The sequence below is a fragment of the Shewanella sp. SW32 genome (assembly GCF_025653365.1).
Classification (GTDB): Bacteria; Pseudomonadota; Gammaproteobacteria; order Enterobacterales; family Shewanellaceae; genus Shewanella; species Shewanella oncorhynchi.
The window spans coordinates 1-22,166 of the sequence record NZ_JAKKSJ010000060.1; the positions used below are offsets into that span (position 1 = coordinate 1).

The window sequence follows — 22,166 nt, forward strand, 5'->3', positions numbered from 1 at the left end:
GGAAGTAACCGTTGCCGGAGGGAAAACAATCCCCCCACAAAATCACCATCAGCACACGTCGGCGCAGGGTGATATTCGTTGGAAGCTTTTTGTTTTCGCACAGTAATGATAGAAATCGTCCCCCCTGTGTTCTCTTGACACTCGCGGACAAGACAGAATATCCATACTAATAGCGCGAAAATATGATTATTCAGATAAATAACGCACAAGCGGAACCTTTGGCTCCGCTTTTTTGTACTTTAAATTCATCATTTCCGTTAGTGCATCAGGTCTTACGCTCTTCTTTAGAGCGGGAAATTGTGCTGAATCGGCAGCATGTAATAAGGTCTGGTAGACATGAAATTGCTTGTCCTTGCGCGCGTCTCTCTGGTGGCGAGAGGCTATGCGATTTAATTCTTTTCTTAATTCATGAAATCTTCTTATTCCGAGAATAAAGAATGGCGAATCAATTTTCGCGTCATTTCCTTTGTGGACAATGAGTATGCTTACGTTTTCTAAGCTGGCGGCTGTTTCGCAAATTTGCCGATATTCCCACAGAAGCCCCAAACCGAATCGAAAATCTTTGGCAAACCCATCCGGCAACTGCTCAAGAAGCCCAACGACATCGTCAGTAGTCTCTGGCAGTATGTAGGGCTCGATAACAGGCCGAGCGACGACGATGCGTTCAAGGGTGCCGTATTTAGGTTGCAGGTAATCGTCGCGATCTTCTCGAATATTAAGAGGCCAAATGGTCAATCTGTCTGGACACACATTGAGCAGTCTCGCTATTGGCGAATCCGGCTTGCGCTCCGCTGCGGGAATATCAGTGAAGAAAACGTTAATGCCTTCCTCTTCCGGTTCGGCTGCTTCAATGACAAGGAAGGGGCCGCCGTCCAAACGCTCACGTTGATTGAATGCTGAAGGTCTGATAGATGCCATGAACTATTCTTGATCCCTACTGTTCAGAGAAACGATTTGCGGGCCTTGCCTCAGCGCAACCTTATGGTGCCTTCCGATCAGAATCGGACGACACACGATTGATGTCAAAGGGGAGTGCCTTATCTGCCGCGATTCGGGTCAGCAGCATCCGAATCGCATCCGAAATTGATAACCCCATTTCAGCCAGAACAACAGTTGCGGCTTCTTTAATCTGCCCGTCAATCCGGGCACGAACGACGTCGTTACTTGCCATTGTTGCGCTCACAATAGATGTAGCTACATTGTGGCTCATAAGTACTATTGCGTCACTTACATTTTGTTGTGAACAGTAGAGCATCCCGGCGTGCCGCCGTCGGGCTCGCGGGCGTTGCCCCGCGCCTCGTGCCGAGTCGCGGCCATGCGGCTTTGATCCCTGATGCCTCCGGCCGTCTCTTCGCTCCTGGCCTGCGCGCGGCGCTTGCCCTCCAGGGGATCGGCTGGACAGCCCATCCCCGCCGCGCCTTGCTTGGCGCCCCTCGCATGCACCGAACAGGTTGCACCTGATCGACCAACAGCCATCCAGCTAGGCGTGCCGCTGGCACGCAGGGGCGCTCGCCGCGCGGCGTTGGTTTCAGCGCACCCCCTGGCCCATTGGCCGCTGTTCGTCTTTCCCCAAGTTCATCGCTTTTTCCCGCGACCGTAGCCCGCGGTGCCTGGCCGTCAAGGCGCGCAGGGCCGAGTCCTCGCTGCGCTGCGGGCCGCACCAACCCTGCGCTTCTCCCTTGACGGCCAGTCCCTCGCTGGCCCGGTTTTTCGCGGGCGATGAACTCAGGAAAGACGGCGGCAAACAGGACCGGCCCAGGTCTCTGCGCCGAACCAACCGAAGCCACAACGGGCTCCGAATCTTGGAATCCGGTCAGCTTTGAAACCACAGCAACTCATTGGAGAAAACCATGCAACTCGCATCTCGATTCGCTTCCCATTCCCCGACGCTGCGCAGTGACTACCCGCTGTCCGACGACCAAATCCGCCGCGTAGCCCCGTCCATCTTCGCGGAGGCCCCGCACGATAGCCGCTCCGAACGGTACGCCTACATTCCCACCGCCGCCGTGCTGGCGGAACTGCGCAAGGAAGGGTTTGAACCCTTCATGGCAGCGCAAACCCGCGTGCGGCACGACGACCGCCGCGACTACACCAAACACATGATTCGCCTGCGCCATGCCAGTCAGATCAACGGCGCGGAAGCCAATGAAATCGTGCTGCTGAACTCGCACGACGGCACCAGCAGCTATCAGATGCTGGCCGGAATGTTCCGGTTCGTTTGCAGCAATGGCCTTGTGTGCGGCGATACCGTGGCCGATGTGCGCGTGCCGCACAAGGGCGACGTGGCCGGTTCTGTCATCGAAGGCGCTTTCGAGGTGTTGAGCGGCTTCGAACGCGTGAAGGAATCCCGCGACCTGATGCGCGCTATCACGCTGGACGAAGGCGAAGCCGAAGTGTTCGCCCGTTCCGCGCTGGCCCTCAAGTACGACCCCACCGATAACAAGCCCGCGCCCATCACGGAAAGCCAAATCCTGATGCCGCGCCGGTTCGACGACCGCCGCCCGGACTTGTGGAGCGTGTTCAACCGCACCCAAGAAAACCTGACCAAAGGCGGATTGCATGGCCGCAGCGCCAACGGACGCCGCCAGCAGACCCGCCCCGTGCAGGGCATTGATTCCGATGTGCGCCTCAATCGCGCCCTCTGGATGTTGGCCGATGGCCTGCGCCAGTTGAAGGCCTGATTCCCCACGCGGCAGGGGCAGGCAGCAGCCCTTGCCGCTTTCTTCGCTGCTGCATCCCTGAACCGATAGGAGTTATCACCATGAACGCCATTACCCAAACCGAAGCCCGCGCCCTCAACACCGCCGCCGCTATCCCGCTGGAAGCCGCCGACCCGACCAAGAACCTGATTTTGGTTCCGCTGTCGCGGCTGGTGTCGCGTCCTGCTGGCCGCAACGTGCGCAAGACCCCGCGCATGTCCATTCCCGAACTCGCCGCGAGCATTCAGCGTGTCGGCCTGCTGCAAAACCTCATCGTCATTGCCGCCGCCGATGGCGAGCATTACGAAGTCGTGGCCGGTGGCCGCAGGCTGGCCGCGTTGAAGCTGCTGGCGAAGAAGCGCCGCATCAGCAAGGAATGGGAAGTGCCTTGCCTGTTGGTGGCCGATGGCACCGCCCGCACGGCCAGCCTCACCGAGAACGTGCAGCGCGAAGCCATGCACCCCGCCGACCAGTTCGAGGCATTCGCCGCGCTGGTGGCCGAAGGCCGACCCATCGAGGACATAGCCGCCGATTTCAGCGTCACGCCGCTGGTGGTGCAGCGCCGCTTGAAGCTGGCGAACGTCTCGCCCCGGCTGCTGGCCGACTACCGCGCCGAAGCCGTGACGCTCGATCAGTTGATGGCCCTTGCCATCACCGACGACCACGCCGCGCAGGAAACCGCGTTCTACGACGCGCCGACGTGGCAGCGCAACCCTTCCCAATTGCGCGACCGCCTCACCGAGCGCGAGATTGACGCATACCGGCATCCGCTGGTGCGTTTCGTGGGGCTGGATACCTACGGAGCCGCAGGCGGTGGTGTGCGCCGTGACCTGTTCGCGGAAGGTGACGCGGGCGTGTATCTGACCGATGCCGCGCTGCTGGAACGGCTGGCGCAAGACAAGCTGGCAGGTATCGCCGCCGAGGTGAAGGACGAAGGCTGGGCGTGGGTGGATGCCACCCCCGCCGTGACCCATGCCGACCTGCACGCCTTCCAGCGTGCGCCGAGGGAGCGCCGCGAACCGAACAAGCGCGAAGCGCAGCGCATCGAGAAGCTGCAAACCAAGATGCACGAACTGGCCGCCGCCGTGGATGACGCGCTTGATACCGAGGACGAGGAAAAGGCCGATGCCTTGCAGGAAGAAGGCGAAGCCGTGGGCGAGCAGTTGCAGGCGCTGGAAGATGGTTTGCAGGACTACGGCGCGACCGTGAAGGCCGCGGCTGGTGCCATCGTCACCATCGACCGCAACGGCGAAGCAGTGATTCATCGGGGGCTGATGCGCGAAGCCGAAGCCAAGGCGCTGCGCACGCTGGAACGCTTGCGGCAGGGTTTTGGCAGCGAACGCGAAGCCGAGAATGACGATGGAGGCGAAGACGACGAGCAGCACAAGACTGCCGCCATGTCCGACAAGCTGGCGCAGCGGTTGAGCGCCCACCGCACCGCCGCTCTGCAAATCGAAGTCGCCCGGCATCCACAAGTGGCGTTGGCCGCGCTCGTACATGGCATGGTGCAGACCGTCTTGCAGGGCAGCCACTACGGCCACGACTTGCCGCTGGGCGTGAGCCTCAAAGCGCAAAACCGGCTGGACGGCATCGCCCCGGACATACCTGATTCGACCGCCGCCGTGGCGCTGCGCGAGTTGCAGCAGTTCGCAGGCGAGGGCTTGCCGGAGGACAGCGCCGAACTGTTCGCCGTGCTACTGGTGAAGTCGCAAGATGAACTGGTGCGGCTGCTGGCGGTATGCGTGGCCGTCACGGTGGACGTGGTGACACCCCGCGCCATGCAGCCGCAACCGGGCGCGGAACTGGCGCAGGCCGTAGGGCTGGACATGGCGGCATGGTGGAAGCCCACCAGCGAAGGCTATTTCCGCCACATCGCCAAGCCCGCGATTCTGGAAGCCGTGAAGCAGTACGCCCCGGCGCACGTCACCCGGCTGGCGAAGTTGAAGAAAGGCGACATTGCCAGCGAAGCCGAACGGCTGGCGGATGGCACGGGATGGATGCCTGTCGTGTTCAAGGCCGAAGGCACCGACGACACGACGGCGCAGGATGCGCCGCAGGCCGTGACGAACGACGAGCCGGAAGCCATCGACAACGAGCAACAGGCCCACGCACTCGCCGCCTGATCTTCACCACCACCGAACGCCCCGGTTCCAGCCGGGGCGCTTCGCTGTTCCATCAGCATTGGCACCAAGCCGTACCGTCCTGGTGCCGATGATAAAAAAAATCCGGGCGCGGCGGGGGCCGCGCCCGGTTTCAATGCCCAAAGCCAGAACGCCCCTTCGTCGCCTTCGAGCAGGCGGCGAAGGGGCGGCGCACAAGTGACCTTGTGCGCGTGAACCCCCCGAAGCCCATGAGTGCTTCGGCGCACAGCGCCGACGACATTCCGAACGCGCCCCGCCGCAATGGGCGGGGCGCGTGGGGCTACGCCCCGGCTTGCTGCGACAGGTTGCACGAAAGCGTGCCGTCCTCGACGCTGGCGGTTCGTCGCCTGTACGTCACGAAGGACGGTTCACCGACACGCCGCCCGGCCCTCCAATGGAGCTTCCACGCCACGCCTCAAGCACCAGGCCGCAAGCTACGGCAGGGCGCTTTCAACTTGTCGCTGGGCGTTCTCCTTGCCCCAGTCAGGGCGCAAGCCGGTCAAGCCGTCGTGCGGGGAGCCGAGTCGGCCATGTTCCCTTTCGGAGCGGGTCGGCCCAAGGCGTCCTGTCTGCTTGTGAATCCTGGCGGTGGCCGGGCTTCTATGGCTGCAACCTTCCAGCGAAAACAATTTCCCCTGCGCTGCGCGCATTCCTCGCGGGACAAATTCTTTTCGCTTTCAGGCGCTCCACTGAGTTGCGCCCGCAAGCGGTGCAGCCAGCCCGTCCCCCGCCGGCCGGATCACAACAGGACGCGATGGGCGCGAACCCTGTTCAACCGAAAGGAAACTCATCATGGCAAACATCGGCACCTTCACCGCAGAGAAAGACGGCTTCACCGGCCAGCTCCGCACCCTGACCCTCAACGTCAAGGCCAAACTGGTTCCCAACGACAAGGGCGAGAACGAAAGCGCTCCGGATTTCCGCCTTCAGGCGGCAGGCCACGATTTCGGCGCGGCTTGGAAGAAAACCAGCGAGGCCGGGCGGGATTACCTGTCGGTGGCCATCGACGATCCTTCATTCCCGGCGACGGTCTATGCCCGCCTGATCGAAGGCGAGAACGGCACACACGACCTGATCTGGTCGCGCAGCAAGCCCAAGGCTGCCTGACGGCCGCACACCGCGCCCCGCCCTTTGCGGTGGAGCGCGGTGCTGCTGATCGCAGCAGCGCGCGCACAGGGTTTCAGTAGTTGCCTCATGCCCCGCATGTCCTGGGCCAGCATCGCATCGTTGATGGTCGAATGGCTCGAAGCCGTGGCAGCAGCAGGAACAGCATGGCGTGTCGGCGCATTGCGCCGCCGGGCTTTCGGGCTGCGCCCCATGCCGCCAATGGCGTCATGTCCATTCGGCTTCAATCCCTCACGCCTTCGCGCCTGCCGGCGCTGCGCACTCCGCTTGCACGAATCAAGACGCGCGCTATGGCGCGTCGCGCTCTTTCAGCACGGCCTCGAACTCTTGCCGCACCTGCGCCAGCAGATCGTCGGCCTTGCGCGCATCGTCGCCGGCGTAGGCCAGCGTCAACAGCGTCAGCGGATGCACTTCCATGACCTCGCACAGCTCGGTCAGCTTGTGCAGGGTCGGACTTTTCAAGTCGCGCTCCAGCGTACTCATGTAGGTACGGCTGGACACGTCGGAGAACGCTTCCTGGCTCAAGCCTCGCGCCTTCCTGACTGTCCGTATTGCCGTTGCCAATGAGTGTTTCGCTGTCACTAACTTGGTTTCCCCATAAAACCAAGATGACAGCCCATTGCGATCTATAGGGCTACAACCTATAGTGTTCATTCATGGCTGGAAGGCCCACTTTCGTGCTTCTACTGAAATCCGCATGCGTGGATTGCGACAGAACCGGGAAATCACATCCGTGCCTTTCCAGCTTCCCACACTCACGTTTTTGCGCTTTCGTTCTTCTATGGATTTGGTGACTTGCGCCTCTGCGCTTCGGATCAGAAGCCCATTCGCCCATCCTAGGCTTCGTAGAGAGGGCTCCCCATGGCCATGCCGCTTGTCACCGTTGATGAACGTGCGCAGTTGCTGACCCACGGTGCGGCACTCGCTGCTGGTCAGGGACTTGACGTGTCACCTGTAGTGCGGTTGTTCACGCCCGACGCACATGCGACGTGGCTGCTGGTGTCACTTGACCCTGTCGATGGCGACACGGCCTATGGCTTGATCGACCTTGGTATCGGCATGCCTGCGCTCGGGAAGGTCAAGCTGTCTGACCTAGCCAGCATCGTCGGGCCACGCAAGCTGCCGGTGCGGCGAGATCGGTACTTCCAAGCGGCACGCCCGCTGGCGGAGTACGTCCAGCGGGCACAAGAAAGCGGTTCGATCACCGACTGATGGAAGCCAGTGCGGCTTGGCGAGCCGGGGCAATTATGACTATTTCGGTACTACCTAAGACCTACTCGGTCTGAATCGGCATTGATGCACCTAGGCGGTGCAAGTCAGATGCAAACGGTCATGATCTTCGGCACGGGTTACGGCACGGTACCTAACGTCGCTCACGATCTTGGACCCCGCGGCTGTCGCATTCAGACGATCCGCGCAACGAGTTGGAGCCACACGATCTTGACACGTGTCGTTACAGCTTAACCGTTTTTTATGACAAACCGATGTCATTTCTGTAGCTCCTACATCTCGTGAATCGTGGCGACGTACCCCAAGCAAAAGGGAGGTTTCGCCATGACAGATCGCAGCGCCGAACACTGGTATCCGACAGCTGCTTATCTCTACGTTCTGCACCTCGACGGCCCCGCACTGGCCTGGGAGTACCTGCGCCGCAATCCCGACTACCGCCGCGACTGGCTACGCCGTCGCCGTCGGCCGGACGCTGCTCAGGCTTGGGGCTTACGTCTCTTGGAAGACCCGGCCTTGGATTCGCGCGACACGCATCCAGCTTGGTTTCCCGATCACGATGCCGTGGTGCAGGTTTATCCCGATGCCGACCCGCCACCCCAAGCCCATGCCTTCGAGTTCTGGCGCGTCCCTGGCAGAAAACAACTGATCCACGACGGCAAACGCCTAGTGCTTGTGTCGCATTGGCCCGGCTGCTGCTTACGCCTCGCGCTTGGGCCGGGGCTGGATGACGGCATGGCCTATCTCTATGCCGCCCGCGCCTGCGCAACACCCTGCGCGCGCTATCGCATGCTCGCCGCTGAAGTGGACACCTTGGCGGCCGCCACGATTGCCACGCCTGCAGCGGCAGCCCGCTCACGGCCTACACCGGCAGCGGTGCTGGAGCTGCACACCTTGCAGGCGCTCGACGCCGCCCTGGCTGGCGCGTCCTTGCGCGACGTGGCCGAAGGGCTTTTTGGGGCCTCTGTCGTCGCAGATGACTGGCACAAGGACAGCGCTTTGCGTGCCCGTGTGCGGCGGCTGGTGCGCCGTGGCGATTCCTTGATGCACGGTGGCTATCGGCGCCTGGCGCAACTCCCGCCACTGTCGCAGTAGGGGGGACGTTTAGCGTCCCCTGCAGAACGTCCCTTAGCAAGCAGCCCGACTTTCTTGAAAGTGCCTCTATCCGGCCGCGTGGTGTGGCCGGGCTTGATGGAGGTACACCCCATGCGACCCGCTCCCTTGCGACCTGCCGCCGCTGCTGTCGCTGCGCCTGCGCAGCCCCAACGTTACCTGACCAACGACGAAGCCGCCGAGTACCTGCGCCTTTCGCCGCGCACGCTGGAGAAACAACGCGTGATCGGCGGCGGCCCGAAGTTTCGTAAGTTCGGCCGCCGCGTCATGTACGCGGTGTCCGACCTCGATGCCTGGGCCGACCAGCGCAGCTACGAGGCAACATCCGACCCGGAGTACGCCGAACGCCATGCGGGTGACTACCGTGATGGCCGCTGATCGCTGGCGCGTGGGTGGCCGTCACCATGTCCAGCCCGCCAGGGCAAGCCTTGCAGCGCGAACAGCTCGACCTGTTCCGCGCGCTGCCTGGCGACATGGCACCCCGCGACAGTCAAGACTTGATGGCCTTTCCGTTCTTCTCGCTAGCGAAATCGCGGCGCGTCGCGCCGATCGACTTTCGCGCCGGCGGCATCACCATCCGCGTGGAGGGCACGGCCGAGCATGGCATAGCCACGATATGGGATGCCGACGTGCTGATATGGGCCGCGTCGCAGATCGTGGAGGCGCGCGACGCGGGCTTGCGCCCGTCGCGCTGGATACGCGCCACCCCCTACGAGATCCTGCGCTTCATCGGGCGCGGCACGTCCCTCAACGACTACCAGCGCCTGAAAGCCGCGCTCGACCGGCTGCAATCGACCACCGTGGCCACGTCCATCCGCGAAACCACGGGAAGACGATTGCATCGCTTCTCGTGGATCAACGAGTGGAAGGAGCTGGCCGATGCCAGCGGCGTGCCGCTGGGCATCGAACTGATCCTGCCGGACTGGTTCTATGCGGGCGTGCTCGATGCCGCCCTGGTGCTGACCATCGACCCAGCCTATTTCCGCTTGAAGGGCGGGATCGAACGCTGGCTGTACCGTCTGGTGCGCAAGCACGGCGGCAAGCAGCCGGGCGGCTGGCAATTCGACTTCCGGTACCTGCACCGCAAGTCGGGCAGCGCTGCGCGCTTCTCCGACTTTGCTTACGACCTGCGCGTCCTGGTGGCGCGGCAGTCGCTGCCCGGTTACGTCCTGGGCATCGAGCGGATGCCGGACGACGGAATGGAGCTACTGACGTTCCGGCCCGTGCTGCACACGGCACGGGGATAAGTCGGGGAAAAGGTGTGGACGGCCTCGTGCTATCAGGAGTACCGGGTATCGTGCTATCGGGAGTACGCCTATCGTGCTATCAGGAGTACGAAAACGCCGGGAAGCCAATAACGGCGCGGGTTTGCGGCCCCTCTAACTTCCCTAACAAGAAATACATAACTTGTAGTAGAAGCGCGCCGTTTCGGTGGACAACCGCGAAACGGCACGGCGAACAGCGTTTTGCACGGCAGGCAAAGCTTGGCTTTCCAGTCTGGAGGGCCACGCCATGATCGTCGCGCTGCTCAACCAGAAAGGCGGCGTCGGCAAGACCACGCTTGCCACACACATCGCCGGCGAGCTGGCGCTACACGGCCAGCATGTCGTCCTGCTCGATGCCGACCCGCAGGGTTCATCTCTGGACTGGACACAGCGCAGAAGTCAGCAAGGCTTGCCACGGCTGTTCAGCGCCGTGGGCCTAGCCCGCGAAACGCTGCATCAGGAAGCGCCAGAACTCGCCAGGCGGGCCGATCACGTCATCATCGACGGCCCGCCGCGCATCGCCGCCCTGGCGCGCTCCGCGCTGCTGGCGGCCGAGCGCGTGCTGATCCCGGTGCAGCCCAGCCCCTACGATCTGTGGGCCAGTGCCGAGATGGTGGCGCTGATCCGCGAGGCGCAGGTGTTCCGGCCTGCGCTGCGCGCGGCCTTCGTCATCAACCGGCGCGTCAGCACCACAGTGATCGGGCGCGAAGCGCGGCAATCGCTGGCTGAACAGCCGCTGCCCGCGCTGCGTTCGGAAGTGCATCAGCGCATCGTGTTCGCCGACAGCGTGGCCGCTGGCCGGCTCGCACGCGAGACAGCGCCCGACAGTGCCGCCGCCCGCGAGATCACCGCCCTGGTGGACGAACTGCTGCGGTGGCCGACATGACAGCGCAGCAGCCACCCAACAGCAAACGCACGGGCAAGCGCGTCGGCATCGGCGCGCCTGACCCTCGACATCACGCCCGCCATGCGGGCGCGCATCAAGGTGTTGGCCTTCACGCGAGGCGTGACCGTGGCCGACCTGCTGCGCGGTCTGCTGGAGCGGGAGTTTCCACCGGAGAACACACCATGACCGCATCCGCTTTGCCTGCCGCGAACGCGGCACCGGCTGCGCTGCCGCTGCATCCCGTAGCACTCGCCGGACAGGCCGGCAACGTGCCGCTGACGCGCGTTTCGTTGGCCTATCTCGAACACCGCTTCAAGCTCTACCTGCGCTTCGGCGAACCCGCACGCACGCTGCGCCTGGACGACTGGCGGCGCTGCGCGGTGTTCCTGCCGAGCGCGATGTTCTGCCGCATCCGCTGGCAGGCCAACGACTACGGCACGATCCGCTGGCAACTCATGGTGATGCAGGCTTGCACACCGCTGGACGCGGCGCAGCGCATCCCCGGCGTGCAGCCGGGTGCACGCTTGCTGCTGCACGCCGAAGGCGATGCCAACGTGCGCGCCGTGCTGGAACGTATCGACGGCATCGAGGCGCTGGGCATCGCCGCCATCGACGTGTCGCCCGCGTACTGGTGCACGCTGGGCAACCGTCTTGCGGCTCGCCTTGCGCTGCCCGAATACAACGCCGAGCGGCATACCGCCTGGCTGGCCGGGAAGGTGCTGCCATGACGGCCCCGACCACCACGGCCAACGCGCCCGCCGTACCACCGCGTCCTCGCTCACGCCTGCGCGCTCGCATCGTGCTGGCGACACTGGCCGCCATCGGCTTCGCTGCGCTGACCTGGGCGGCTTTCGTGTCGCCGCTGCCGCGTCTGACCTACAACCCGTCCGACAGCGTGGCGGTCGGTTGGTATCGCATTGACCCGTTCGACCCGCGCACCGCCTCATTGCCACGCCCGTTGTCCGTGGACAACATCGTGCTGGTGCCGCTTTCGGCCACGGCCGCCGCGCTCGCTGCGCAGCGCGGCTATCTGCCGACGCGCGTTCCGCTGCTCAAACGTGTGGGCGCGGTCGCGCCGCAACACGTCTGCATCGTCGCCGGTCAGGTACGCATCGACGGCGTGCCTTCCGCCGCCGTGCTGCCTGCCGACCGGCTGGGCCGGGCGCTGCCGTCCCTGCAACTTTGCCGCCGCCTCGAACCGGGCGAGCTGTTCCTGTTGAGCGTGACCAATCCAGCATCGTTCGACAGCCGTTACTTCGGCCCGGTCAGCGCATCCGCCGTGATCGGCATTGCGCATCCGGTGTGGCTGGAGATACGCCCATGATGGCCGCCGATTCGCTACGCTCCGGCGTGCCATCGGGCATGTCGTTCTCGCTGCTGCTGCCGTGTCGTCGCGGTTGCCGTGCTGGTGCATTCGCACCGCACGTCGCGCAGCATCCGGCGCAGCCGTCCAACGTGCAGGCGTCTTGCCTCGAACGCGCCCGGCCTGCGGCCATTGGCGCGTTCGCCGGCGCGCTGGCTGCTCACGCAGCAGCGCCGCCGGGCCGCCGGTGCCTGGAGCGACAGCGAAGGGCAAAGGCGGAAGGCAAGACAAAAGGACGCGGCACTGGGCCGCGTCGAAAGCCTGTCTGCACATGGGGGGAACACAGCACGGAGCGGCTTTGCCGCCGTGCCGCGTTCGGCGCGAGGGTCGCGCCAATGCAGGCATGCCCGCGTGCTTCGCACGACAGGACACGCCTGAGCTTGCCGGGAGAATGGCGATGACCGACCGCCGCGACGACGATTTCCGGGTGCGCCCCAGCGCCCCGAAGAACCGGGGCAAGGGCCAGGGGCAGAGCTTCGTTTCCAAGGTGCTCAAGCAGGCTGGCAAAGCCAGCAGCGGCAAGTCGGCGGTGCGCCGTCCTGGGGCCGCAGGCACCGGCCAGCGCCCCGGCTCTCGGCTCGGGCGCGGCCACACGGCAGCGCGCTTCGCCGGGGCGAAGCTAACGCCCATGTCGCGGCGCGTGACCATCAAGACCTTGCTGGTCAATCACCAGCGGGCCAGCCCGCAGTCGCTCGCCAAACACCTGCGGTACGTCGAGCGCGACGGCGCGGGCCGCGATGGCGAACCTGGCCAGGCCTACGGACCGCAGTCCGACGAAGCCGACCTGGACGCCTTCAAGGAACGCTGCGCCGATGACCGCCACCATTTCCGCTTCATCGTGTCCCCCGAAGACGGCGTGGAGCTGGACGACCTGCGCACCTACACCCGCCATCTGGTGAACCGCATGGAAGCCGACCTGGGCACACGGCTGGATTGGGTCGCGGTCGATCACTGGAACACCGACAACCCGCATACCCACTTGATCGTGCGCGGGCGCGACGACACCGGCAAAGACCTCATCATCGCGGGCGACTACATCGCACACGGCTTTCGCCATCGGGCCGCCGAACTGGCGACCGAATGGCTGGGGCCGCGCACCGAACTGGAGATCCACCAGACCTTGGGGCGCGAGGTCGAACAGGAGCGATGGACGAGCCTCGATCGCACGCTGCAACGCGAGGCCGGCGAGGATAGCAGGGTGCGAATCGAACGCTTCAATGAGCCGGACTTACAACGCCAGCGCCTGCTGCTGATCGGCCGGCTGCAACGCTTGCAGCGCCTGGGCCTGGCCGACGAGGTGCAGCCCGGCACCTGGGCCGTCCATACAGACGCGGAGAAGACGTTGCGTGCACTGGGCGAGCGCGGCGACATCATCCGCACCATGCAGCGCGCCATGCGCGGCGAGCCGCGCGAGCTGGCGGTGTTCGAGCCAGGCGACGACGGCCGAACCATCCTCGGCCGCGTGGCCGCCAAGGGCTTGGCCGACGAGCTGCACGACCGGGGCTATCTGGTCATCGACGGCACGGATGGCAAGGCCCACTACGTCACGCTGAACGCCCGCGACGAGCTGGCGAACTACCCCACGGGCGCGGTGGTGGAAGTGAAGGGTTCGGCCGACGTGCGCGCCGCCGACAAGAACATCGCCGCGCTGGCGAGCGATGGCCTGTACCGCGCCGATCATCACCTGGCGATCGAGCAAGGCCGGGCAGTACCCGGACGCGACCCGCAGGAAGTTGTCGCCGCCCACGTCCGGCGGCTGGAAGCCCTGCGCCGGGCCGGCGTCGTGGAGCGCGTGGCCGAAGGGCTATGGAAGGTGCCGGACGACATGGCCGAGCGTGGCCGTCAGTACGACGCGCAACGGCTGGGCGGTGTGTCCGTGGAGCTGAAAACGCATCTGCCCATCGAGCGGCAGGTGCGCGTGATCGGCGCGACTTGGCTCGACCAACAATTGATCGGCGGCGGTCGTGGGCTGGGCGAACTGGGCTTTGGCGGCGACGCCAAGCAGGCTATGCAGCAGCGCGCCAACTTCCTGGCCGAACAAGGGCTAGCCGAGCGGCGCGGGCAGCGCGTGATCCTTGCCCGGAATCTGCTGGGCACGCTGCGCAGTCGGGAACTGGCACAAGCCGCCAAGGACATTGCGGCGGAAACCGGCCTGGAACATCGCTCTGTCACAGACGGCCAGCGCGTCGCCGGCATTTACCGGCGCTCCGTCATGCTCTCCAGCGGGCGCTACGCGATGCTCGATGACGGCATGGGGTTCAGCCTAGTGCCGTGGCGGCCGGTGATTGAGCCGCGGCTGGGGCAACAGCTTGCCGCCAAGGTTATCGGCGGAAGTGCCTCTTGGGAACTCGGACGAAAGCCCGGTATCGGTATCACTTAAATATCAAGGGGAGCTGAGTCCTAGGCACTGTCTGCTTGCCCGTCGAGATTCTTTTTAAAGATTCAATCAGCGCCAGAAACTCCTCGGATTGCCTCAGTGCTTCGCTTCCCGCAGTTTGCAGGTCCAAGACATCCTTGGCCTCGATTGTGAAGGCTGTGGGCACGCGTAGCAGCGAGTGCCGGATCTTGTCGTCCGGCACGTCGTTCAGACTTACGCTTACTACATGGATTTCTGCGTCAGCTGCAAAGGGGCTGTCCGCTTGGCCACGGGTGCGAGCAATCTCGGAACGCCAGTGCTGCAGGTCGTCGTTAAGCATGGCCAGCGTCACCTGGGTCTCGCGAGCGCCTGCACCGAAGATCAGCGACTCAAGTACTTGCGTCGTACTGGGGACTCGGTCGCTACTGTCCACGCGCTCGCTCAGGCCGCGTTCGGAGTTCACAGTCACCAACACGAGTCGGCGCAGGCTTCCGGGCTTGACGTCCGAGAAGTTGGCGCTCATTGAGCCCGAGGCTACTAGCCGGTCTAGCATCAGACGTACGCCGAGGTTGTCGGAGACACCACCGTCTACGAGGTGGATAAAGGGCCGATCCTGCGCATTGCGGTAGCTGTCTATGCTGCTTTGCAGGATGCGTGATCTGAAATCTTGCCCACGGATAGGCAAAGATCGAAGAGGCGGCGGACAAGTATTCGCGTTGTTTCGTACCGTTACGGGCGACAGCAGCAGCGGCACTGCCGACGAGGCCGCCACCGCGAAAGACAGCGGCGTGGCATCGAGGTCGGAACAGATTAGCCGGAACTGCTCGGTAGTGAAATCGAAAGGGGCACCGGTAGTGAGGTCGGTTGCCGTGATCATCAGATCGGGCGCGCCCGGTCGTCGACGCACGTCACCAAAGGTGCGACCTTCGAAAAGTTCGTCCAGGCGTTGAGCCAAGATCTGGCTGCGTCCAAACCAAGGTGAAGTTAGTCGATAGAGACGCGCAGGCCAGAGAGCTTCACGTACGAGTCGCGCCTCAAAGGGTACAAGCAGAAAATCCGGTTCGAAACGAGTCAGCGTGGCATCGCCGAATGCCGCGAAATGCGCGGCAAGGATGCTGCCCCCCGACACGCCGCTGACCAAAGACACCTGGTCCAGCAGAGTTGTCTCCTGGCCCTCTAGAGCGAAGCGTGTGGCCTTGAGTTCGCGCAGCACGCCCAGGCCAAAGGCCGCCGCCCGCGCGCCTCCACCTGACAGTGTTACCGCGACAACGACCGGTTGGTTGACCTCTGGCGGCCGGATGCGTTGGTCGCCCTCGGCGGAAGCCACTAAGGTGGCCTCGGAAAGTGGTGGGTTGATCCAAGGACGGTAGGTGGAGCACCCTGTCAGAACTACCATCGCCATCGCGCAGGCCAAACCCAACCGCGTGGATCTACACGCCTCCAGTCGCTTTACCCCCGCAAATAGCATCGCGCAACCTCTCGAATAGAAAAGAACGAAAGGCCACGGCAATTTTGCGGTGGAACCGAGCGAATTCAGAATGATGCTGGCGATCCAAGAAAGGCACCCCACCAACCCTCTTAATGGGGTTTCTCGCACTTTGCTTGTGGCGCGCGCAGGTATGGAATAAATGCTATTCACGAGTCAGCACTTCTCCAAGCGCTATTGATCTGTTCAAGGCAGGTGGAGATTGCAGACTTTGCATGTCCGAGCAGTGTATAGGACCCTTTGAAATCAGCGAGAGCGTTGCCGTGCCCGAAGCAGCTAGCAGCAGCAACTCGACGACCTGTTTGTTCATCTACTGCCTCGAACTCCAAACTGGCTCCGCCGGTTGTCACTGGCCCAACAAGCAACGTCGTTAGGGTATTGACTGCTCGATTAGGTGTCTCAATGGTCGTAATTGCCACACGCACACGTATGCGGCCTGACGAGGAGGGAGCTTCGGACTTGGTTTGGAGGTGTCGCAGTTCACTGTTGACATGATCGAGAAGCTCACGCACTTGCTCCGAGTCAAGACCATCAATGCGTCCAGTTCCCGTCACTATCTGAGCACCCTCGACTACTATTTCCCGGTAATGACGGGGCTCAAAGCCAGGCGCTTTAAAGAGTAAAACGTTCTCGTACTTCGTTTTTTCCAATGCATCGTAATTACCAAGAAACGCAGATCTCGTCATTCCGTTTGATGCACAGCCAGACAAGGTCGCAGCAAGGCTTAGCACCAGAAGGAGCCGGGCCGGTGAAATAGAGGTATTCATAGAAAGTTTCGCTTATCCCATTTTCAAACAGACAATTCCGGAGACAACAAGCGCAATGCCGGCCCAACGTATCAAGGAAGCCGTGTCACCGAACACATACACACCCACAAGAAATGCACCTAGTGAACCGATGCCGGTCCAGACCGCATAGGCTGTTCCCATGGGAATATGCTTGAGTGATAGCCATAGGAAAAATCCACTGGCTGCCATACAGGCAACCGCAATGGCCGGCCCCACGTAGCGCATCGCCACATTGATTGCACCCAGCTTGAGGCCGAGTGGCCAACCTATTTCGAAAAGTCCAGCAAGCAGAAGCACTAGCCATGGATTCCACATCAGCGGGTTCATGTATTTCTCCAAATCTATTCAGAAAAACTTAGCCATCCAACCATCGACAAAATCGGCAGGTTGGCGACAGTTAGTTTTATTCCTAGAGTCTTTCCAATAACGCTGAATCAGCCCCCTGCGTTGCCCCAGCTACGGGACATGACGGGGCCTAACACGTTGATCAGATGGTTTAAATCGGCTGCGTCGGATGTCGCGTCGCTTCTTGACGCTGCTTTCTGCCGGGCCACTTCATCCCAAACAGCACTTCGTAGAGCAGCGGGATCAATCCCAGCGTCACGAGAGTGCCAAGCGCTAAGCCACCAATCATGGCGATGGCCATGCCCTTCCACAGCGGACCTGCAAACAACATCAGTGGCACCAGACCGGCGATACAGGTCACCTTCGTCATCACGATCGGACGCAGCCGCTGCATCGCCGCCCCCACCAGGGCCTCATGCCGCGCGAGCCCTTCCGCGAGGCCCTGTTCAATGCGTTCGAGCAGCAGAACAGCGTTGTTGACGATGATTCCAAAAAGCGCGAGCACACCAAAGGTCGCCATGAAGCTGAAAGGCGTCCCTGTCGCCTTCAATGCAATCACGACACCAATCAACGTGAACGGAATGGTTGCTAGGATGACGATCAGCTTGCGGAACGAATTGAACTGCCAGATGAACAGCAGCAGCATCGCCAGAAGAGCAAACGGCATGTAGTGCGAAAGCGAAGCATTCGATTCAGCTGATTCTTCAATTTCTCCACCAAGCTCTATGGCATAGCCTGCAGGTAGTTCGATTGCAGCGATCCTAGGTGCGAGATGATCCACGATCTCTTGCGCGGTGTATGCCGTGTTCTGCCCCTGAACCGTAACCGTACGAATGAGATTGCGGCGTTGAATAACGGACGGCTCGCTGGACAGCGTGACATCGGCCACTTGAGCAAGAGAAACGGGTTGTCCACCCGACGCAGGATAGATGGTCGTCGCACCTACGTCTGCAGTACTGCGCCGATCACTGGACGTCCCACGCATCACGATTGGCACGCTGGTATCACCATCGCGGATCACCGAGATCGACTGGCCGATGTAACGGGTGCCAAGCCAGGCGGCGATGTCGTCGGTGGTAACGCCAGCACGTCGCGCACGGTCTTGATCGACTCGAACATCGAGACGGCCGACACGAGTGTCCCAGTTGTTCTTGATGTTGGCAGTTCCAGGCAAATCCCGAAGTGCGGACTCGATCTTTGCCGCTGCATTCATGAGCACCTCATGATCCGGCCCGCTGACCCGGTAGACGGCTGTGCCAGCTTCGGTAGTACCTAACGAGAACCGCTGAGGCTCTGCGCGTACCTCTCCATGATGCTGGGCGAAATAAGCCCGCGTCCGGGCAATCACCGCATCAATGTTGGTGCCTGTCTTGACCGTCACGACGAAGTACGCAATGTTCGATGCTGGCAACGGTGGATTCAATCCGAGGATGAAGCGCGGTCCACCGTCAGCCACGTAGCCAATGTGATCCGTAATTTCGGGGTTGATTTCTTGATCGCCGAGCCAGCCACTGACCTCCTTCACTTTCGCAAGCGTGAGGCGTGAATCCGTTCCTGGTGCGAGTTGAACAGGTATCTGGAATTGCACACGGTCGGACTTCGGCAAGAAGTCGTATGGCAGTGTCGTAAATCCGTACAGAGCGACGGCCAATGCGCCCGTCATCACACCGACGTAGATCGCCTTGTGGCCGAGTACCCACTCAAGCACCTTGCGATAGCCGCGATAGAAGCGTGTGTTGTAGGTCTGCGCGTCGTCTGCTGGCTGATGGTGCACTTTGGCGAAGTGGTAGCACAGCAGAGGTGTGACGGTCAGGCAGAGCAGCCAAGATCCGAGCAAGGTGAGCGCAAGGACGATGACCAGAGAGCGCAGATATTCACTCGTCTCACTCTGTCCAAAAAAGAACGGTGAAAAAGCGATGACGATGACCAAGGAGGACGTCAGCAGTGGCAGTGCAAGCGTGCGGCCAGCTTCGAGACAAGCCTGTTTGCGGTCTTCCCCAGCAGCCAGGCGCCGTTCAATGTCTTCGGCAATCACGATGCCGTTGTCTACCAAAAGACCCAGCGCGATGATGATGGCGGCCATCGAAACGCTCTGCAGTTCGATGTTCAACGCGCGCATCACAATCAGCGCCCCCAGAATGGTCAGCGGTACGATCATGCCGACGATGATTCCTGTGCGCCAGCCCAGGAATAGGACGACGACGCCAAGCACGATGACGATCGTTTCGATCATCACATGGTTCATCTTGCCCATCTCGTGCTTAACGATGTCCGCCTGGAATGTCACATAGGACAGCTCGAAACCTGCGGGTAGAAGTTTCTCAAGCTCGGCCACGCGGGATTTGAGGGCCGCGCCGAATTGCTCCACGTTCTGGCCCGAAGTCATGGACACTGCCATCACCACGGCAGGCTGGCCCTTATAGATTGCGGCGGACTCAGGTGGATCTGCAGGTTGAACCTGCACCTGCGCAAGTTCTCCCAGTGAAATTGAAGGAGCAGGAGAAGCACCGCGCACACCCTGAGCTTGCGCCATCATGATCGGCAATGCGCGCAGCGATGCAGCGTCGCGAACCTCTCCACTAACGGCCAGCGAAGCGTTGATGCCGCCGATGGCGATTTGCCCGCCTGAAAGAACGACGTTTTGTTTAACGAGTTGATCGATCACCCCTTGAGGGGTCAATCCAAGCTGGGCTAGCTTGGGCCGGTCAAATTCAAGATAGACGCGCTCTTCCTGCAGACCATAGAAGCTGATGCGATCAACGCCAGGAAGCGCGTACAGGCGGTCGCGCATCTCTTTCAGCGAAACCCGCATCTCGCTCATGGAGTAGCCTGGAGCAGTCACAGCAATGGACGCCACGGCAACACGGCCAAAGTCGTCGTTGACAAACGGCCCCAACGTTCCCTGGGGGAGCATCGGTTGAGCATCGGCAACCTTTGCACGCACGCGCTGCCAAATGGGGGCTAGGTCGGTGTACCGCTCCCAGATCGTGACTTGTATGACGGCCCCGCCCGCGCGAACGGTCGTGGTTACGCGCTTGACCTCGGCCAGCTCCCGCAAGCGCTCTTCAATCGGGCGCGCAATCAATTGTTCGACGCGTTCAGCCGGCATGCCAGGGTTCAGAACGGCGACAACCGCATCTCGAATCGTGACCGATGGCTCTTCCTGCGAAGGGAAATTGAGGAACGTGGCAATGCCGGCAACAAGAATGATGACCGCGGCAAGGTAGGTGAGTCTGCTGGCGCGCAGCGCCATTTCTGTGATCTTCATAGCGACGTCTTCCTATAGCGCGTCAGCGTCCGGCCAATTGAGTCGTGGCTTTGAGTGGAGTGACTTGTTGTCCGTTCGTCAGCCAGCCCGCGCCAGCCGCGACCACCATCTCGCCCCGCTTCAGGCCACCCACGACGCGAACGTTGTCGCCGCCTGGCTCGCTCTGGAACTGCACTTCCCTGCGGTGCACCTTCTTCCCCGTCACGTCATACACAAACACTGCGGCTTGTCCCGCTTTCTCACTGAGCACCAGTGCCGAATAGGGAAGCATCAGGCGGTCTGGTGAGGCATCCTTCGCTTCCGGCGCCTTCAGCAATACTTGAACGGCTGACCCGGGTCGAAGACTGCGCGCCTGAGTGGCATCTTGAGGAACTAGCACGACAGGCAAAAGTGAGCCATTTTCTGCACGCAAGCCAATGCGTTGTACCGAAGCACGAACGGGACTTGCTGACTCGCTCAGACGCAGTTCTGCGACTTGCCCAACTTTGATGTGCACTGCTTGGGTCGTCGATGCAGTCGCAAGGACTTCTACGCCGCTGCGCAGTCCATCCACTTGAAGCACGGGCGCTCCGGCTGCAATATCAGTGAAAGGCAGAGCGAGCTTCTCCGCGACGACGCCGTCAAATGGCGCATGAATGGCGGTACCCCGTCTCGCACGCTCGGCGAGGCCCAATGTGGCCTTTGCATTGCGTACCTGGCTTTCAGCAGCAACCAACTGTGCTTTCACACTCTCGAATGCCGCGGGGGATATCACGTTGCCCTCAAGCAGCCCCCGTTGCTGCGTTGTTTGAACGATTCTGTCTGCCAATGCGGCTTCCGCAGCAGCGAGTGTCGCCCGAGCCTGTTCTAGGCGGAGTTGCTCGGGCTGAACATCCAACTCAGCCAGAAGCTGTCCGCGAGAGAAGCGATCTCCCACGTCCACATGAAGCTTGCTGATACGCCCGCCAGTCTCGAACCCCAAGGTACTCCGCTCACTGGAGCGAGCTAGACCACTCAATTCAATGCGATTGGCCACAGAACCTACATCCCCCACCGTGAGCAGCTTGACCGCTCGCGGTGGATCGGAAGCAGGCTCCTTCTGACTACCACAGCCGGCAAGCGATGCGAGCAGAACAAACGCGAGGCCGACTTTCTGCATTTGCCAGGACTGGGATTTAAAGGGAGTGCAAGACACGGGAAGGCCTTTCATCAGCGTTTATCAATAGGGGTGAGTTCCAGTTCGCCGCGGGCGAGCGCCTGGAGGGTGTGCATGAGTCGAGAAAGGTCTTCGGCAGCAAACGTCGGAAAACCCATCATTTCGGCGAGGAAGACTCCGTCCAAGGCAAATAGAACGATTCCGGCGATATCGGTGCCGCGTGGAGATTTGCTCGCGTTCTCGTACTGCCTGCGGTACCAGCCGCGCACAGGCTCAAGCAGCGTGGGGTCTTCAGCCACGGCCGCCAGCAATGCAGCGCTCATCTTTTGCATCCCGCCGTCAGGCATAGCCGAGACCTGGCTGGATAGCCAAGGGTCTGGATCGCCGACGAATGGCAGCTCTCGCTCTTCCTGCCCGCCATCAAACGCCGAGACCTGGTCATCAATCATCGTGAGGAGCAGATCGCGCTTGGTCTTGAAGTGGTACAGGAACGCACCTTTGCTCATTCCTGCCCGTGCAACGACCGCGTCAAGCGTTAGGTGCCCGGCACCTCCCTCCATGACTACGTCACGCGCAGCTTGAAGGATGCGCTCCCGTGTTTGTTGCGCTTTCTTAGAGATGGAGGGGGCTTCAGCGCCGTTGTCCGCCGAATGCGACTCCTCTGGGCTTGATTTCATACGAGTTGCCATGGTGAAACTCCAAAGATGCTTGATTTTTGAATCGTCTGGACGGTATAGTACACGCCATGAACTATGCCCGTCAAGACGGCCTCCTCAATTCACAACCTAGTGGCTCAACATGTCCGATCCCTACGCCCGCCGCGGCCTTACTGCTGTTGCATTCCTATCGATCACGCTTCTCGCCGCGTGCAGCCACTCGCCTCACAGGGTGGAGACATCACGCGTTGAGGTTCCGGCCAAATTCATGAACGAAGCGGGTCTGGCTGTGCAGCAGGTGCCAGCACAAGCA

20 protein-coding genes and 1 pseudogene are annotated in these 22,166 nt (G+C 61.8%); 12 read left to right on the plus strand and 9 right to left on the minus strand.

Annotated elements, in window-relative coordinates:
* Positions 1-186: 186 nt before the first annotated feature.
* Entirely contained in the window at positions 187-918 is a 732-nt protein-coding gene (locus tag L5M28_RS22505) for a hypothetical protein (protein ID WP_263204445.1), read from the minus strand.
* Between the two features lie 61 nt (positions 919-979).
* Complete coding sequence (locus L5M28_RS22510) at positions 980-1,171, minus strand: type II toxin-antitoxin system RelB/DinJ family antitoxin (RefSeq protein ID WP_004883046.1); 192 nt, start codon at positions 1,169-1,171, stop codon at positions 980-982.
* 679 nt (positions 1,172-1,850) lie between these two features.
* On the opposite strand from L5M28_RS22510, the gene L5M28_RS22515 reads away from it, so the two are divergent.
* The 3 genes from L5M28_RS22515 to L5M28_RS22525 all read left to right on the plus strand — a co-directional run bounded on the left by L5M28_RS22515 (position 1,851) and on the right by L5M28_RS22525 (position 5,947).
* Complete coding sequence (locus L5M28_RS22515) at positions 1,851-2,681, plus strand: DUF932 domain-containing protein (RefSeq protein ID WP_004883049.1); 831 nt, start codon at positions 1,851-1,853, stop codon at positions 2,679-2,681.
* A gap of 80 nt (positions 2,682-2,761) precedes the next feature.
* A complete protein-coding gene (locus L5M28_RS22520) occupies positions 2,762-4,822 on the plus strand; it encodes a ParB/RepB/Spo0J family partition protein (protein ID WP_263204446.1) in 2,061 nt (686 codons plus the stop codon).
* Positions 4,823-5,632: 810 nt separating this feature from the next.
* On the plus strand, positions 5,633-5,947 hold the full coding sequence (locus tag L5M28_RS22525) for a DUF736 domain-containing protein (RefSeq protein WP_049445269.1): 315 nt from the start codon (positions 5,633-5,635) through the stop codon (positions 5,945-5,947).
* A 306-nt stretch (positions 5,948-6,253) separates the two neighbouring features.
* On the opposite strand, the gene L5M28_RS22530 is transcribed toward L5M28_RS22525, so the two are convergent.
* Complete coding sequence (locus tag L5M28_RS22530; RefSeq protein ID WP_164176495.1) at positions 6,254-6,547, minus strand: helix-turn-helix domain-containing protein; 294 nt, start codon at positions 6,545-6,547, stop codon at positions 6,254-6,256.
* A 279-nt stretch (positions 6,548-6,826) separates the two neighbouring features.
* Between L5M28_RS22530 and L5M28_RS22535 the strand changes: the two genes are divergently transcribed.
* From L5M28_RS22535 to L5M28_RS22575, 9 genes and pseudogenes are all read left to right on the plus strand, one after another.
* Positions 6,827-7,177, plus strand: coding sequence for a DUF2958 domain-containing protein (locus L5M28_RS22535; protein WP_164176496.1), 351 nt, complete (start codon positions 6,827-6,829; stop codon positions 7,175-7,177).
* Between the two features lie 342 nt (positions 7,178-7,519).
* The gene (locus L5M28_RS22540; RefSeq protein WP_164176497.1) at positions 7,520-8,287 is read left to right on the plus strand and encodes a DUF2285 domain-containing protein; all 768 of its coding nucleotides are present in this window, start codon (positions 7,520-7,522) and stop codon (positions 8,285-8,287) included.
* Positions 8,288-8,398: 111 nt separating this feature from the next.
* Positions 8,399-8,683: a helix-turn-helix transcriptional regulator gene (locus L5M28_RS22545; protein ID WP_004883058.1), complete on the plus strand. Its 285-nt coding sequence runs from the start codon at positions 8,399-8,401 to the stop codon at positions 8,681-8,683.
* Positions 8,684-8,709: 26 nt separating this feature from the next.
* Positions 8,710-9,552, plus strand: coding sequence for a replication initiator protein A (locus tag L5M28_RS22550; protein WP_210943932.1), 843 nt, complete (start codon positions 8,710-8,712; stop codon positions 9,550-9,552).
* Between the two features lie 265 nt (positions 9,553-9,817).
* Positions 9,818-10,456 (plus strand): ParA family partition ATPase, encoded by a 639-nt coding sequence (gene parA, locus L5M28_RS22555; protein ID WP_100185502.1) that lies wholly within the window; start codon positions 9,818-9,820, stop codon positions 10,454-10,456.
* Positions 10,457-10,504: 48 nt separating this feature from the next.
* A pseudogene (locus L5M28_RS22560) lies at positions 10,505-10,642 on the plus strand (chromosome partitioning protein ParB); the annotation flags it as partial.
* Positions 10,639-11,184 carry a DUF2840 domain-containing protein gene (locus L5M28_RS22565; RefSeq protein WP_100185504.1) on the plus strand — a complete coding sequence of 182 codons (546 nt, stop codon included), beginning with the start codon at positions 10,639-10,641 and terminating at the stop codon, positions 11,182-11,184. The pseudogene L5M28_RS22560 and the gene L5M28_RS22565, both read left to right, overlap by 4 nt.
* Complete coding sequence (locus L5M28_RS22570; RefSeq protein ID WP_100185505.1) at positions 11,181-11,780, plus strand: S26 family signal peptidase; 600 nt, start codon at positions 11,181-11,183, stop codon at positions 11,778-11,780. The genes L5M28_RS22565 and L5M28_RS22570 overlap by 4 nt, the downstream gene beginning before the upstream one ends.
* Positions 11,781-12,216: 436 nt before the next feature.
* Positions 12,217-14,199 (plus strand): relaxase/mobilization nuclease domain-containing protein, encoded by a 1,983-nt coding sequence (locus L5M28_RS22575; RefSeq protein WP_100429576.1) that lies wholly within the window; start codon positions 12,217-12,219, stop codon positions 14,197-14,199.
* Here the strand turns inward: L5M28_RS22575 and L5M28_RS22580 are convergent.
* The 6 genes from L5M28_RS22580 to L5M28_RS22605 form a co-directional block, all read right to left on the minus strand.
* The gene (locus L5M28_RS22580) at positions 14,192-15,577 is read right to left on the minus strand and encodes a patatin-like phospholipase family protein (protein ID WP_198511358.1); all 1,386 of its coding nucleotides are present in this window, start codon (positions 15,575-15,577) and stop codon (positions 14,192-14,194) included. The two genes, L5M28_RS22575 and L5M28_RS22580, sit on opposite strands and share 8 nt — an antisense overlap.
* Positions 15,578-15,810: 233 nt before the next feature.
* Positions 15,811-16,428 carry a DUF3313 family protein gene (locus tag L5M28_RS22585; protein WP_036412908.1) on the minus strand — a complete coding sequence of 206 codons (618 nt, stop codon included), beginning with the start codon at positions 16,426-16,428 and terminating at the stop codon, positions 15,811-15,813.
* A gap of 12 nt (positions 16,429-16,440) precedes the next feature.
* On the minus strand, positions 16,441-16,776 hold the full coding sequence (locus tag L5M28_RS22590; RefSeq protein ID WP_080750184.1) for a DMT family transporter: 336 nt from the start codon (positions 16,774-16,776) through the stop codon (positions 16,441-16,443).
* Positions 16,777-16,945: 169 nt separating this feature from the next.
* On the minus strand, positions 16,946-20,062 hold the full coding sequence (locus tag L5M28_RS22595; protein ID WP_263204449.1) for an efflux RND transporter permease subunit: 3,117 nt from the start codon (positions 20,060-20,062) through the stop codon (positions 16,946-16,948).
* Between the two features lie 22 nt (positions 20,063-20,084).
* On the minus strand, positions 20,085-21,251 hold the full coding sequence (locus tag L5M28_RS22600; protein ID WP_263204450.1) for an efflux RND transporter periplasmic adaptor subunit: 1,167 nt from the start codon (positions 21,249-21,251) through the stop codon (positions 20,085-20,087).
* Positions 21,251-21,886: a TetR/AcrR family transcriptional regulator gene (locus L5M28_RS22605; RefSeq protein WP_022652140.1), complete on the minus strand. Its 636-nt coding sequence runs from the start codon at positions 21,884-21,886 to the stop codon at positions 21,251-21,253. Before L5M28_RS22605 ends, L5M28_RS22600 begins: the two co-directional genes overlap by 1 nt.
* Positions 21,887-22,166 lie beyond the last annotated feature (280 nt).

What these genes read in the sequence shown, in the direction of transcription:
- L5M28_RS22535 (WP_164176496.1), top strand. Translation starts at nt 6,827, where the DNA reads ATGGCCATGCCGCTTGTCACCGTTGATGAACGTGCGCAGTTGCTGACC.
- L5M28_RS22510 (WP_004883046.1), bottom strand. Translation starts at nt 1,171, where the DNA reads ATGGCAAGTAACGACGTCGTTCGTGCCCGGATTGACGGGCAGATTAAA.
- L5M28_RS22600 (WP_263204450.1), bottom strand. Translation starts at nt 21,251, where the DNA reads ATGAAAGGCCTTCCCGTGTCTTGCACTCCCTTTAAATCCCAGTCCTGG.
- L5M28_RS22520 (WP_263204446.1), top strand. Translation starts at nt 2,762, where the DNA reads ATGAACGCCATTACCCAAACCGAAGCCCGCGCCCTCAACACCGCCGCC.
- L5M28_RS22525 (WP_049445269.1), top strand. Translation starts at nt 5,633, where the DNA reads ATGGCAAACATCGGCACCTTCACCGCAGAGAAAGACGGCTTCACCGGC.
- L5M28_RS22565 (WP_100185504.1), top strand. Translation starts at nt 10,639, where the DNA reads ATGACCGCATCCGCTTTGCCTGCCGCGAACGCGGCACCGGCTGCGCTG.
- L5M28_RS22545 (WP_004883058.1), top strand. Translation starts at nt 8,399, where the DNA reads ATGCGACCCGCTCCCTTGCGACCTGCCGCCGCTGCTGTCGCTGCGCCT.
- parA (WP_100185502.1), top strand. Translation starts at nt 9,818, where the DNA reads ATGATCGTCGCGCTGCTCAACCAGAAAGGCGGCGTCGGCAAGACCACG.
- L5M28_RS22505 (WP_263204445.1), bottom strand. Translation starts at nt 918, where the DNA reads ATGGCATCTATCAGACCTTCAGCATTCAATCAACGTGAGCGTTTGGAC.
- L5M28_RS22580 (WP_198511358.1), bottom strand. Translation starts at nt 15,577, where the DNA reads ATGGCGATGGTAGTTCTGACAGGGTGCTCCACCTACCGTCCTTGGATC.
- L5M28_RS22570 (WP_100185505.1), top strand. Translation starts at nt 11,181, where the DNA reads ATGACGGCCCCGACCACCACGGCCAACGCGCCCGCCGTACCACCGCGT.
- L5M28_RS22590 (WP_080750184.1), bottom strand. Translation starts at nt 16,776, where the DNA reads ATGAACCCGCTGATGTGGAATCCATGGCTAGTGCTTCTGCTTGCTGGA.
- L5M28_RS22575 (WP_100429576.1), top strand. Translation starts at nt 12,217, where the DNA reads ATGACCGACCGCCGCGACGACGATTTCCGGGTGCGCCCCAGCGCCCCG.
- L5M28_RS22550 (WP_210943932.1), top strand. Translation starts at nt 8,710, where the DNA reads ATGTCCAGCCCGCCAGGGCAAGCCTTGCAGCGCGAACAGCTCGACCTG.
- L5M28_RS22585 (WP_036412908.1), bottom strand. Translation starts at nt 16,428, where the DNA reads ATGAATACCTCTATTTCACCGGCCCGGCTCCTTCTGGTGCTAAGCCTT.
- L5M28_RS22605 (WP_022652140.1), bottom strand. Translation starts at nt 21,886, where the DNA reads ATGGCAACTCGTATGAAATCAAGCCCAGAGGAGTCGCATTCGGCGGAC.
- L5M28_RS22515 (WP_004883049.1), top strand. Translation starts at nt 1,851, where the DNA reads ATGCAACTCGCATCTCGATTCGCTTCCCATTCCCCGACGCTGCGCAGT.
- L5M28_RS22540 (WP_164176497.1), top strand. Translation starts at nt 7,520, where the DNA reads ATGACAGATCGCAGCGCCGAACACTGGTATCCGACAGCTGCTTATCTC.
- L5M28_RS22595 (WP_263204449.1), bottom strand. Translation starts at nt 20,062, where the DNA reads ATGAAGATCACAGAAATGGCGCTGCGCGCCAGCAGACTCACCTACCTT.